We start from the raw sequence: 12,799 nt of genomic DNA on the forward strand, positions 1-12,799 counted from the left end.
TTGCTTTGGGCAGTTCCTTTTTAATGTAAAAGGAGTGGAATCATAGCGTTTCTAAATTGTTAATACTCTTCGAAAATCAAATTCAAACCACGTCAACGTCGCCTTGCCGTACTCAAGTACAGCCTGCGGCTAGTTTCCTAGTTTGCTCTTTGATTTTCATTGAGTATAATAATTCAAAACTGATTGTGATGGGACTATTCTAACTTTAGAATTCTTCAAAAATTAAAATTTAAGGCAATCAATGGCTTAGAATAGTGCGAAAACATTTAGTTTATAGGAATTCTAGGTCTAGAATTACATAGATATTTATGAAGTTGAGTTATTCGATAGATAGAATTGTTCTATTCTGAAAGATTTTGACAATCAAAAGTCTAGAAGAGTGATTTATAAGTATACTTGTAGCCTTTAGTTGCGATAATTGTATGTCAAATAGATGGAATAAATTGGTATGGCTTTCTTACTTTATGCTATAATATTCATAATTCTTTTCAGAAAGGAAAACTCTCAAATTGTCCTACAAATTTCTACTTTTCGACCTTGACCACACTCTTCTTGATTTTGATGCTGCTGAGGATGTGGCTTTGACGCAACTTCTAAAAGAAGAAGGGGTTGCAGATATTCAGGCCTACAAAGACTTTTACGTTCCCATGAACAAGGCTCTCTGGAAGGATTTGGAGCAAAAGAAAATTAGTAAACAAGAGCTGGTTAACACGCGCTTTTCTCGTTTATTTACCCATTTTGGATTTGAGAAGGACGGTACTTTACTTGCCCAGCGTTACCAATTTTACCTCGCTCAGCAGGGGCAAACGATTTCGGGTGCTCATGAACTTTTGGACAGCCTCATCGAGCGTGATTATGAGCTATATGCTGCGACAAATGGCATTACTGCCATTCAGACAGGGCGCTTGGCTCAATCTGGTCTGGCACCTTATTTCAATCAAGTCTTTATCTCTGAACAGCTGCAAACACAAAAGCCGGATGCTCTTTTTTATGAAAAAATTGGTCAACAGATTGCAGGTTTTAGCAAAGAAAAGACGCTGATGATTGGAGACTCTCTAACCGCCGACATTCAAGGTGGCAATAATGCTGGGATTGATACTATTTGGTACAATCCCCATCATCTGGAAAATAAGACACAAGCCCAGCCAACCTACGAAGTTCATTCTTATCAAGACTTGCTGGATTATTTAGATAAACTGTAAAAAGTGGTTTAGAAAGCCACTTTTTGCTATAATAGAGGCAGTAAAAACGAAGGAGTCGGCTATGGAACATTCGTCTTGGCATGCTTTGATTAAGGAGCAATTACCTGAGGGTTATTTCGGGAAAATCAATCAGTTTATGAATCAGGTCTATGCTCAGGGGACTATTTATCCACCCAAGGAAAAGGTTTTTCAGGCTCTCTTGACAACACCGCTTGAAGAAGTTAAGGTGGTGATTCTAGGGCAAGATCCCTATCACGGGCCAGGTCAAGCGCAGGGCTTGAGTTTTTCTGTACCGGAATCTATCCCAGCTCCACCATCCTTGCAAAATATCTTGAAAGAATTGTCAGATGATATCGGAGTCAAGAAATCCCATGATTTGACGGCTTGGGCTGAGCAAGGAGTCTTGCTTCTCAATGCTTGTTTGACTGTTCCTGCTGGACAGGCCAATGGTCATGCTGGTCAGATATGGGAGTCTTTTACGGATGCTGTGATTCAGGTGGTCAATCATCTAGATAGGCCAGTGGTCTTTGTACTCTGGGGAGCCTATGCACGTAAGAAGAAGGCCTTAGTTACCAATCCTCATCATTTGATTATCGAATCAGCCCATCCCAGTCCTTTGTCGGTTTATAGAGGATTTTGGGGTTCCAAGCCTTTTTCCAAGGCCAATGCATTCTTAAAAGAGACAGGACAAGAGCCAATCGATTGGCTTAGATAAGGAGAAAATATGCCTCAGTTAGCGACAATTTGCTACATTGATAACGGGAAAGAACTGCTCATGCTCCATCGTAATAAGAAACCCAATGATGTCCATGAAGGGAAATGGATTGGTGTGGGTGGTAAGCTAGAGCGAGGTGAGACGCCTCAGGAATGTGCAGCTCGTGAAATCCTTGAAGAAACAGGGCTTAAAGCCAAGCCAGTTCTAAAAGGTGTTATCACTTTTCCTGAATTCACACCAGATCTAGACTGGTACACCTATGTTTTTAAGGTGACGGAGTTCGAGGGGGACTTGATTGACTGCAACGAGGGGACGCTAGAATGGGTTCCCTATGACGAGGTTTTGAGTAAGCCGACTTGGGAAGGGGATCATACCTTTGTTGAGTGGCTTTTAGAGGATAAACCCTTCTTTTCAGCCAAGTTTGTCTATGATGGGGATAAATTGTTGGATACCCAAGTTGATTTCTATGAATAAAGGAGAAAGAAGATGCTACTAATTAAAAATGGTCGTGTAATGGATCCCAAGTCTGGTTTGGATCAAGTGTGTGATGTCTTAGTTCAAGATGGGAAAATTATCAAAATTGCGCCCGAGGTCAAGGAAGAAGGAGCAGAAATCTTAGATGCTAGTGGTCTTGTAGTTGCTCCTGGCTTGGTCGATATTCATGTTCATTTCCGTGAACCTGGTCAAACTCACAAGGAAGATATTCATACAGGTGCCCTAGCAGCTGCTGCAGGTGGTTTTACAACGGTTGTCATGATGGCTAATACTAGTCCAACCATCTCGGATGTAGAGACCTTGCAAGAAGTTCTCCATTCAGCTGCCAAAGAGAAGATTAATGTTAAGACGGTTGCGACCATTACTAAGAACTTTAATGGCCAAGATTTGACTGACTTTAAGGCACTTTTAGAAGCAGGTGCGGTTGGTTTCTCTGATGACGGTATTCCGCTTGAAAGTAGTAAAGTTGTCAAGGAAGCCATGGAGGAAGCTAAAAAGCTTAATACCTTTATTAGTCTTCATGAGGAAGATCCAGGTTTGAATGGGATTCTTGGCTTTAATGAAAATATCGCTAAAGAACATTTCCATATCTGCGGTGCGACTGGGGTAGCTGAGTATGCTATGATGGCGCGTGATGTCATGATTGCCTATGCGACCAAGGCTCATGTCCATATCCAGCATTTGTCTAAGGAAGAAAGTGTTAAAGTAGTTGAGTTTGCTCAAGGTTTGGGTGCGCAAGTCACAGCAGAAGTAGCGCCACAGCATTTCTCTAAGACAGAAGCACTTCTTTTGACACAAGGTAGCAATGCTAAGATGAATCCACCGCTTCGCTTGGAATCAGACCGTCTTGCCGTGATTGAAGGTCTCAAGTCAGGTGTCATTACAGTTATTGCGACAGACCACGCGCCTCATCATGCAGATGAAAAAAATGTTGAGGATATTACCAAAGCGCCATCTGGTATGACAGGTTTGGAAACATCTCTTTCTCTCGGCTTGACCTATTTGGTAGAAGCTGGTGAGTTAAGCCTGATGGAATTACTCGAAAAGATGACCTATAACCCAGCCAAGCTTTATAACTTTGAAGCAGGTTACTTGGCTGAGAATGGTCCAGCGGATATTACTATTTTTGATGCTAAGGCTGACCGCCTTGTGGACTCCCATTTTGCTTCCAAAGCAGCTAATTCACCATTCATCGGTGAAACCTTAAAAGGGCAGGTTAAATACACCATCTGTAAGGGACAAATCGTCTATCAAAACTAGGTGGGAGTCTGGTCTGTAAACAAAAAGAATAGAGAGCCTATATGTACCAAACCCATCATTTTAAAGACAAGTTTATCTTATTTTTAAAGATATTTTTTCCTATCCTGATTTATCAATTTGCCAATTATTCTGCTTCCTTTGTTGATACGACTATGACAGGTCAATACAATACCATGGACTTGGCTGGTGTGTCTATGGCAACCAGTATCTGGAATCCTTTCTTTACATTTCTAACAGGGATTGTATCGGCCTTGGTGCCCATCATTGGTCACCATCTTGGTCGAGGCAAAAAGGAAGAAGTTGCATCCGATTTTTACCAGTTCATCTATTTGGCCTTGGGTCTATCTGTGGTCTTGCTGGGGATGGTGCTTTTCTTGGCACCACCAATCTTGAATCATATTGGACTAGAAGCACCGGTGGCAGCAGTAGCGGTTCGCTATCTCTGGTTTTTATCTATCGGGATTATCCCCTTGTTGCTCTTTAGTGTCATTCGTTCCTTGCTGGATTCGCTGGGCTTGACCAAACTGTCCATGTACCTCATGCTTTTGTTACTCCCTCTCAATAGCGGATTTAACTATCTCTTGATTTACGGTGCCTTTGGTGTTCCAGAACTGGGAGGTGCTGGTGCTGGTTTAGGTACTTCCTTGGCCTACTGGGTCTTGCTTGGGATTTCTGTTCTGGTCTTATTTAAACAGGAGAAGCTCAAAGCCTTGCATTTTGAGAAACGCATTCCGCTTAATATGGATAAAATCAAGGAAGGAGTTCGCTTAGGTCTGCCTATAGGGGGGACTGTCTTCGCGGAAGTGGCTATCTTTTCTGTGGTTGGCTTGATTATGGCTAAGTTCTCATCCTTGATTATCGCTAGTCACCAGTCAGCTATGAATTTTTCAACTCTCATGTACGCCTTTCCTATGAGCATCTCATCTGCTATGGCTATTGTTGTTTCCTATGAAGTGGGAGCCAAGCGATTTGATGATGCGAAAACCTATATTGGTCTAGGAAGATGGACAGCCCTCATTTTTGCGGCCTTCACCTTATCCTTTCTTTACATTTTTAGGGGAAATGTGGCCAGTCTTTATGGCAACGACCCAGAATTCATCGATTTGACAGCGCGCTTTTTGACTTATAGTCTTTTTTTCCAGTTAGCAGATACCTTTGCGGCACCGCTTCAGGGAATTTTACGGGGGTATAAGGATACCGTTATTCCTTTTTACCTTGGTTTGGTTGGTTATTGGGGCGTAGCAATCCCAGTGGCTATTGTATTTGATTCCCTAACAGATTTTGGAGCTTATTCTTACTGGATTGGCTTGATTATTAGTTTGATTGTGAGTGGAGCGCTCTACCGTTGGCGTTTAACTGTGATTATGAAGAGATTTGAATCTTTAGCAAAATCCAAACGCTAAAAAGTTTGTGAAAAAATATTCTTGATAAGAAAATTCCTTGTTTTTACGGGGTTTTCTTTTTTATTTTGTGAAATTTCTTTTAGAAAAACTTTGACAGTATTTGCCAAAAACGGTAAAATAGTAAGGTAAGAAGAAACTTAGAAAGGCAAGAAGATGTCAACTTTAGATAAAAATCTTTTGCTAGAGATGTTCCGTAAGATGGAAGAAATCCGTCGTATGGACTTAAAAATTGCGCAATTAGTAAAGAAAGGGAAAGTGCCAGGAATGACGCACTTTTCTGTTGGAGAAGAGGCGGCTAACGTGGGTGCTATGTTGGCTCTCAATCCAGATGATCTAATTACCTCAAACCACCGTGGTCACGGACAAGCTATTGCCAAAGGAATTGACCTCAACGGAATGATGGCTGAAATCCTCGGTAAATATACTGGAACCTGTAAAGGTAAAGGTGGTTCTATGCATATCGCTGACCTTGATGCTGGTAACCTTGGTGCCAATGGTATCGTAGGTGGTGGTATGGGAATCGCTGTTGGTGCAGCCCTCAGTCAGCAAATGCAACATACTGGAAAAATCGTTGTCTGCTTCTTTGGAGATGGTGCGACCAACGAAGGTGTTTTCCACGAAGCAGTAAATATGGCTTCTATCTGGAACCTGCCAGTCATTTTCTATTGCATTAACAACGGTTACGGTATCTCTGCGGATATCAAGAAAATGACTAATGTGAAGCATATCCATCAACGTAGCGCTGCTTATGGAATTCCTGGAATGTTCATCGAAGACGGTAACAATGTCATAGATGTCTATGAAGGATTTAAGAAAGCTGTAGATCATGTTCGTGGTGGCAATGGTCCAGTCTTGATTGAAAGTGTAACTTATCGCTGGCTTGGTCATTCATCATCTGACCCTGGTAAATATCGTACCCGCGAAGAAGTGGAATTGTGGAAACAAAAAGACCCAATCGAAAACCTTCGCAAGCACCTCATTGAAAACACTATTGCAAGTGCCGAAGAATTGGAAGAAATCCAAACGCAAGTCAAGGAAGCAGTAGAAGCTTCTGTTAAATTTGCAGAAGAAAGTCCATTCCCACCGCTTGAATCAGCCTTTGAAGATATTTACGCAGACTAAGGAGAAAGAGATAAAATGGAAACAAAAACAATGTCCTTCCGTGACACCATTATCCTTGCTATGTCTGAGGAAATGCGTCGCGATGAAAATGTGTTCTTGATGGGAGAAGACGTCGGTGTCTTCGGAGGAGACTTCGGAACTTCTGTTGGAATGCTTGAAGAATTTGGTCCAGAACGTGTTCGTGACTGTCCTATTTCTGAAGCTGCCATCTCTGGAGCAGCAGCCGGAGCAGCCATGACAGGACTTCGTCCAATCGTTGATATGACCTTCATGGACTTCTCGGTTATTGCCATGGACAATATCGTCAACCAAGCTGCTAAAACACGTTACATGTTTGGTGGTAAAGGTCAGGTTCCAATGACTGTTCGTTGTGCAGCTGGTAACGGAGTTGGTTCTGCAGCCCAGCATTCACAATCTCTAGAGTCTTGGTTCACTCATATCCCAGGACTTAAGGTTGTAGCACCAGGTACGCCTGCGGACATGAAAGGACTGCTTAAGTCTTCTATCCGTGATAACAACCCTGTTATTATCCTTGAGTACAAGTCAGAATTTAACCAAAAAGGGGAAGTACCAGTTGATCCAGACTATACGATTCCACTTGGAGTTGGGGAAATCAAACGTGAAGGTACGGATGTAACAGTTGTTACTTATGGAAAAATGCTTCGCCGTGTGGTTCAAGCAGCTGAAGAATTAGCAGAAGAAGGAATTTCTGTTGAGATTGTTGACCCACGCACCCTTGTTCCGCTTGATAAGGAGATTATCATTAACTCAGTTAAGAAGACTGGTAAAGTTGTTCTGGTTAACGATGCCCATAAAACAAGCGGCTATATCGGAGAGATTTCAGCTATTATTTCAGAATCGGAAGCATTTGACTATCTAGATGCACCAATCCGTCGTTGCGCAGGAGAAGATGTGCCAATGCCTTATGCACAAAACCTAGAAAATGCAATGATTCCAACCGTTGAAAGCATCAAAGATGCTATTCGTAAAACATATAATAAAGAATAGAATTACATAAGATAAGTTATGTAAAATAACGGTTGTTTTTAACTTTAGTAACTTGAGATACGTGTTGTATCCAAGTTGCTTGTAGAGTTGAACACGGGCTAAAAGCTCGGAAAAAAGATAAATCTCCTTGGCTTCATCGAATCCATCGTCGATTTCCTATTTTTCAGTCGCTTTTAACGCCCTTAGTATCATTTAATTGAATTCGGACGGAGGTCTTCGAAAAAAAGATAGATTTCCTTGTGTTCATCGAACACATCGTCAATCTCCTATTTTTTCATTGCCCTCTTCGTCCTTAATATCTTAGTATAGAATTGGAGAGGTCATGGCTGATGACAAGCTAAGAGCGACTCCTGCAGCTAGAAAGTTAGCGGATGATTTAGGGATCAACCTCTACGACGTTTCTGGCTCAGGTGCAAACGGTCGTGTCCACAAAGAAGACGTGGAAACTTATAAAGACACAAACGTGGTTCGCATTTCGCCACTTGCAAAACGAATTGCCCTCGAACATAATATTGCTTGGCAGGAAATCCAAGGAACCGGTCATCGTGGTAAAATCATGAAGAAGGATGTTTTGGCCTTGCTTCCTGAAAATATCGAAAACGATACCATCAAGTCTCCTGCTCAGATTGAAAAAGTGGAAGAAGTTCCTGATAACGTAACACCATACGGTGAAATCGAGCGTATTCCAATGACACCAATGCGTAAGGTTATTGCCCAACGTATGGTTGAATCTTACTTAACTGCGCCAACCTTCACCCTCAACTATGAAGTTGATATGACTGAAATGTTGGCTCTTCGTAAGAAGGTTCTTGAGCCAATCATGGAAGCAACTGGGAAGAAGACTACTGTAACAGACCTTCTTTCACTTGCAGTTGTTAAGACTCTTATGAAACACCCATACATCAACGCTTCATTGACAGAAGATGGCAAGACCATTATCACTCACAACTATGTCAATCTTGCCATGGCAGTTGGGATGGATAATGGATTGATGACACCTGTTGTTTACAATGCTGAGAAGATGAGTCTTTCAGAACTGGTTGTAGCCTTCAAGGATGTCATCGGTCGTACCTTGGATGGTAAATTGGCTCCAAGTGAACTGCAAAATTCAACCTTCACAATCAGTAATTTGGGAATGTTTGGTGTTCAGTCCTTTGGTCCTATCATTAACCAACCAAACTCAGCTATCCTTGGTGTGAGTTCGACAATCGAGAAGCCAGTTGTAGTCAATGGTGAAATTGTGATTCGCCCAATCATGAGCCTTGGTTTAACAATTGACCACCGTGTCGTAGATGGTATGGCTGGTGCTAAGTTTATGAAAGACTTGAAAGAATTGATTGAAAATCCAATCTCAATGTTGATTTAAGTACAAGAGTATTCATTTTTAAGATATAGATAAAGGAAGGAAGACATGGCCTTAGAAGTAATTATGCCAAAAGCCGGCGTGGATATGACAGAAGGACAAATCGTCCAATGGAATAAAAAAGTCGGAGAATTTGTAAAAGAAGGAGAAATCCTTTTGGAAATCATGACTGATAAAGTCAGCATGGAATTGGAAGCCGAAGAAGATGGGTACTTGATTGCTATCCTCAAAGGGGACGGTGAAACAGTCCCTGTAACGGAAGTTATCGGTTACCTTGGCGAAGAAGGGGAAAATATCCCAACAGCTGGAGCAGCAGCGCCAGAAGCTAGCCCTGTACCTACAGCAAGTGCTTCAAACGATGATGGTAAGAGCGATGATGCTTTTGATATCGTTGTGATTGGTGGAGGTCCTGCTGGTTATGTTGCAGCCATTAAAGCTGCCCAACTCGGTGGGAAGGTTGCCCTTGTTGAGAAATCTGAACTCGGTGGAACCTGCTTGAACCGTGGATGTATCCCAACTAAAACCTACCTACATAACGCTGAAATTATTGAAAATATCGGTCATGCTGCAAATCGTGGTATTGTGATTGAAAATCCTAACTTCACTGTTGATATGGACAAACTCCTTGAAACCAAGTCTAAGGTAGTCAATACTTTGGTTGGTGGAGTTGCTGGTCTTCTTCGTAGCTACGGAGTTACTGTTCATAAAGGAATTGGTACCATTACTAAAGACAAGAACGTCTTGGTAAATGGCTCTGAATTACTTGAAACCAAGAAAATCATCCTTGCTGGTGGTTCAAAAGTCAGCAAGATCAACATCCCTGGTATGGAATCTCCACTTGTCATGACCAGCGACGACATCCTTGAAATGAACGAAGTACCAGAAAGTCTTGTTATCATCGGTGGTGGTGTTGTCGGTATCGAGCTCGGTCAGGCCTTCATGACATTTGGTTCAAAAGTGACTGTTATCGAAATGATGGATCGTATCGTGCCAGCTATGGATTCAGAAGTTTCTAAGAACCTTCGCTTGATCCTTGAACGTAAAGGAATGACCATCTTGACTGGTACTAAACTGCAAGAAATCATCGAAGAAAATGGTCAACTTCGTATTAAAGTTGAAGGAAAAGACGATATCATTGCAAATAAAGCTCTTCTTTCAATCGGTCGTGTGCCAGACCTTGAAGGTATTGGAGAGGTTGAGTTTGAATTGGATCGTGGTCGTATCAAGGTCAACGAATACATGGAAACTTCTGTTCCAGGTATCTACGCACCAGGTGATATTAATGGTACTAAGATGTTGGCTCACGCAGCTTTCCGTATGGGTGAAGTTGCCGCTGAAAATGCCCTTAAAGGAAATCATGCTGTTGCCAAATTGAATTTGACTCCTGCAGCTATCTACACTCTTCCTGAAGTAGCAGCAGTAGGTTTGACAGAAGAACAAGCCCGTGAGAAATACGATGTAGCCATCGGTAAGTTCAACTTTGCTGCTAACGGTCGTGCTATTGCATCGGATGCAGCTCAAGGTTTCGTTAAAGTTATTGCGGATAAGAAATACGGAGAAATCCTTGGTGTTCATATCATCGGTCCTGCAGCTGCAGAATTGATCAATGAAGCATCGAGCATTATCGAAATGGAAATTACTGTTGAAGAAATGCTGAAGACTATCCACGGACACCCAACCTACTCTGAAGTGATGTACGAAGCATTTGCGGATGTTTTAGGAATGGCCATCCATTCACCTAAGAAAAAATAAAAGAAAGATAGATTAGACTGGAAAGGTGTTTTCCAGTCTCTATCGTATAAAGGGATATCATGAAATATATTATCAATCATTCAAACGACACTGCCTTTAATATCGCCTTGGAAGAATATGCCTTTAAATACCTTTTGGATGAGGATCAAATCTTCCTACTTTGGATTAACAAGCCCTCTATCATTGTTGGTCGTCACCAGAATACCATCGAAGAAATCAACCGTGATTATGTTCGAGAAAATGGTATTGAGGTGGTCCGCCGTATCAGCGGTGGTGGAGCTGTTTACCACGATTTAAATAACCTCAACTACACGATCATTTCAAAAGAAGATGAAAACAAGGCTTTTGACTTTAAGAGCTTCTCAACTCCAGTTATCAATACACTGGCTCAACTTGGAGTTAAAGCTGAGTTCACAGGCCGTAATGACTTAGAGATTGATGGCAAGAAATTCTGTGGCAATGCCCAAGCCTATATCAATGGCCGAATCATGCACCACGGTTGCTTGCTCTTTGACGTCGATTTGTCAGTCTTAGCAAATGCCCTCAAGGTTTCAAAGGACAAATTTGAATCAAAAGGTGTGAAATCTGTTCGTGCTCGTGTGACCAATATTATCAATGAATTACCAGAAAAAATCACAGTCGAAGAATTCCGTGATTTACTCTTGGAATACATGAAAAAAGAGTACCCAGAGATGACAGAATACGTTTTTTCTGAGGAAGAATTGGCTGAAATCAATCGCATCAAGGATACTAAGTTTGGTACTTGGGACTGGAACTACGGTAAATCACCTGAATTTAACGTCCGTCGTGGAACAAAATTCACCAGTGGTAAGGTCGAAGTCTTTTCTAATGTCGTCGAATCAAAAATCCAAGACATCAAGATTTATGGTGACTTCTTTGGCATCGAAGACGTTGCTGCAGTAGAAGATGTTCTTCGTGGGGTGAAATACGAACGCGAAGATGTCCTTAAGGCGCTAGAAACCATTGATATCACACGCTACTTCGCTGGTATTAGCCGTGAAGAAATCGCTGAAGCGGTAGTTGGATAAATCAAAAAGAAGTTGGTTGTAGGACCAGCTTCTTTTTTTGATATATATTTACATAATTTAAAATACGTAAAATTATAAACTATCTAGAGCATTTTTTTGTTCATCGTTGACGATATGTGTATAGAGGTCAGTGACTTGTGTACTGGCATGTCCTAGCTGATGACTGACCAAAACTTGCGATTTAGTGGCATCATAGAGCCTGGTTGCTAGGGTATGTCTTAGTTTATGGGGTGTTACACGGACTTTGAAGTCCTCAGAGTACTTAGCAACCATTTTCTCAACGCTAGAAGCATCGATACGATTTGGGACACCTCGATAGAGAGTTAGAAAGAGTGCAATGTCCGTCTTTTCAGTCTTATAGCGTTGATTTCGAATGGCGAGATAATTCTCTAAATAAGGTTTTGCAAAGGCAGCGACATTGACCGAGTCACGTTTGCCACCTTTTCGAGTGACATCAATAACCATCATTTTTAGATTGAGATCTCTTAGATCCAGATTAACAGCTTCAGATAAGCGGACACCAGACGCCAAGAGAAGGGCAATGATGGCCAAATCACGTTCTTTATTTTTATTAAATGAAGATAGGGCGCGATTTGAAAGTTGTTGTGGATACTCTTGGTCAATATAAGTCAGAAAACCTTCTGTTTCATCACCTAGAAAGAGTTTTTGCTTGATGTTTTCAGCTCTGGCAGCAAGTGTTTCTTTCTTTTTCTTGGTTGAAACTTTCTTCATTACATTTCGATAGAAATAAGGCTCTCCCTGGTCATTTTCAACTTCCTCAGTCAGATACTTGTAAAGACTAGAAAGTGCTGACAAGGTTCGATTGATAGTTGTCTGTGAAACACCTTGTTTGGTTGTATTGGAATTCAGTAAAGGACGTTCTCGTAGATAAAGGATAAAGGCTTCCATATCTTTCTTTGACATGTTTTCCAAGACAGATAAAGGAATATCAGATATTTTATCAGTATTTGAAATGCCAGACTCCAAAACCCAGCTGAAAAATCGATCGTATTCCTTGAGGTATTCGTACAAGGTTGTAAAACTGTAAGGAACAGCAAGCTTAGATTGGTAGTATTCCAGAACATACCAGGGCATGATTTGTTTTAGTTTGTCGATTCGTTCCAGTAAAATCTCACGTTTCATGTATTTTCTCCATAAATAAGTCTACTAGTAGTATAGCATAGACTCATATATTTTTCAAGAAAATCATAGTTTTTCGGAAAGATGTTATAGAGTTTTTTTAAAAGTGATAAAAAAGACTTAAATCGTCCCAATTACTAAAAAAATTTTTTTAAACAAAAATAGCTAAAAATGTACGTTATCAAAGTAAAAACTGGAATTTTTCAAATGTTCATTTTAGTGAAAATGTACTTTATCTTGCCTTAAAATAAAGTACATTTCAATTATAAAGTACAATTTTTAGAGAGTGT

General features: G+C 41.0%; 11 protein-coding genes. 10 read left to right on the top strand and 1 reads right to left on the bottom strand.

Going from position 1 to position 12,799, the window contains the following annotated elements; all coding sequences use genetic code 11:
• Positions 1-509 precede the first annotated feature (509 nt).
• From pynA to OCF95_RS00390, 10 genes are all read left to right on the top strand, one after another.
• Positions 510-1,202 (top strand): pyrimidine 5'-nucleotidase PynA, encoded by a 693-nt coding sequence (gene pynA / locus OCF95_RS00345; protein ID WP_261104577.1) that lies wholly within the window; start codon positions 510-512, stop codon positions 1,200-1,202.
• Between the two features lie 61 nt (positions 1,203-1,263).
• Positions 1,264-1,917 carry a uracil-DNA glycosylase gene (locus tag OCF95_RS00350; RefSeq protein WP_261104578.1) on the top strand — a complete coding sequence of 218 codons (654 nt, stop codon included), beginning with the start codon at positions 1,264-1,266 and terminating at the stop codon, positions 1,915-1,917.
• Positions 1,918-1,926: 9 nt separating this feature from the next.
• Entirely contained in the window at positions 1,927-2,391 is a 465-nt protein-coding gene (locus tag OCF95_RS00355; RefSeq protein ID WP_001135768.1) for an NUDIX hydrolase, read from the top strand.
• Between the two features lie 12 nt (positions 2,392-2,403).
• Entirely contained in the window at positions 2,404-3,672 is a 1,269-nt protein-coding gene (locus OCF95_RS00360) for a dihydroorotase (RefSeq protein WP_033686947.1), read from the top strand.
• Positions 3,673-3,713: 41 nt separating this feature from the next.
• Positions 3,714-5,075, top strand: a complete 1,362-nt coding sequence (pdrM, locus tag OCF95_RS00365) for a sodium-coupled multidrug efflux MATE transporter PdrM (protein WP_261104579.1) — start codon at positions 3,714-3,716, stop codon at positions 5,073-5,075.
• A 153-nt stretch (positions 5,076-5,228) separates the two neighbouring features.
• On the top strand, positions 5,229-6,197 hold the full coding sequence (locus tag OCF95_RS00370) for a thiamine pyrophosphate-dependent dehydrogenase E1 component subunit alpha (RefSeq protein WP_084946544.1): 969 nt from the start codon (positions 5,229-5,231) through the stop codon (positions 6,195-6,197).
• A 15-nt stretch (positions 6,198-6,212) separates the two neighbouring features.
• Positions 6,213-7,205: an alpha-ketoacid dehydrogenase subunit beta gene (locus OCF95_RS00375; RefSeq protein ID WP_000448715.1), complete on the top strand. Its 993-nt coding sequence runs from the start codon at positions 6,213-6,215 to the stop codon at positions 7,203-7,205.
• Positions 7,206-7,527: 322 nt separating this feature from the next.
• The gene (locus tag OCF95_RS00380) at positions 7,528-8,571 is read left to right on the top strand and encodes a dihydrolipoamide acetyltransferase (protein WP_000752716.1); all 1,044 of its coding nucleotides are present in this window, start codon (positions 7,528-7,530) and stop codon (positions 8,569-8,571) included.
• Between the two features lie 45 nt (positions 8,572-8,616).
• A complete protein-coding gene (gene lpdA / locus OCF95_RS00385) occupies positions 8,617-10,320 on the top strand; it encodes a dihydrolipoyl dehydrogenase (protein WP_001162878.1) in 1,704 nt (567 codons plus the stop codon).
• A 59-nt stretch (positions 10,321-10,379) separates the two neighbouring features.
• Positions 10,380-11,369, top strand: coding sequence for a lipoate--protein ligase (locus OCF95_RS00390; protein WP_023948378.1), 990 nt, complete (start codon positions 10,380-10,382; stop codon positions 11,367-11,369).
• Positions 11,370-11,441: 72 nt separating this feature from the next.
• On the opposite strand, the gene xerS is transcribed toward OCF95_RS00390, so the two are convergent.
• On the bottom strand, positions 11,442-12,512 hold the full coding sequence (gene xerS / locus OCF95_RS00395; protein WP_203180672.1) for a tyrosine recombinase XerS: 1,071 nt from the start codon (positions 12,510-12,512) through the stop codon (positions 11,442-11,444).
• Positions 12,513-12,799: the final 287 nt, after the last annotated feature.

Source organism: Streptococcus mitis (assembly GCF_946188615.1).
Classification (GTDB): domain Bacteria; phylum Bacillota; class Bacilli; order Lactobacillales; family Streptococcaceae; genus Streptococcus; species Streptococcus mitis_BZ.

Bases quoted from the DNA above. Each gene is read 5' to 3' on its own strand.
- OCF95_RS00390 (WP_023948378.1), top strand. From the start codon at position 10,380: ATGAAATATATTATCAATCATTCAAACGACACTGCCTTTAATATCGCC.
- OCF95_RS00380 (WP_000752716.1), top strand. From the start codon at position 7,528: ATGGCTGATGACAAGCTAAGAGCGACTCCTGCAGCTAGAAAGTTAGCG.
- pdrM (WP_261104579.1), top strand. From the start codon at position 3,714: ATGTACCAAACCCATCATTTTAAAGACAAGTTTATCTTATTTTTAAAG.
- OCF95_RS00360 (WP_033686947.1), top strand. From the start codon at position 2,404: ATGCTACTAATTAAAAATGGTCGTGTAATGGATCCCAAGTCTGGTTTG.
- OCF95_RS00355 (WP_001135768.1), top strand. From the start codon at position 1,927: ATGCCTCAGTTAGCGACAATTTGCTACATTGATAACGGGAAAGAACTG.
- OCF95_RS00350 (WP_261104578.1), top strand. From the start codon at position 1,264: ATGGAACATTCGTCTTGGCATGCTTTGATTAAGGAGCAATTACCTGAG.
- OCF95_RS00370 (WP_084946544.1), top strand. From the start codon at position 5,229: ATGTCAACTTTAGATAAAAATCTTTTGCTAGAGATGTTCCGTAAGATG.
- lpdA (WP_001162878.1), top strand. From the start codon at position 8,617: ATGGCCTTAGAAGTAATTATGCCAAAAGCCGGCGTGGATATGACAGAA.
- OCF95_RS00375 (WP_000448715.1), top strand. From the start codon at position 6,213: ATGGAAACAAAAACAATGTCCTTCCGTGACACCATTATCCTTGCTATG.
- xerS (WP_203180672.1), bottom strand. From the start codon at position 12,512: ATGAAACGTGAGATTTTACTGGAACGAATCGACAAACTAAAACAAATC.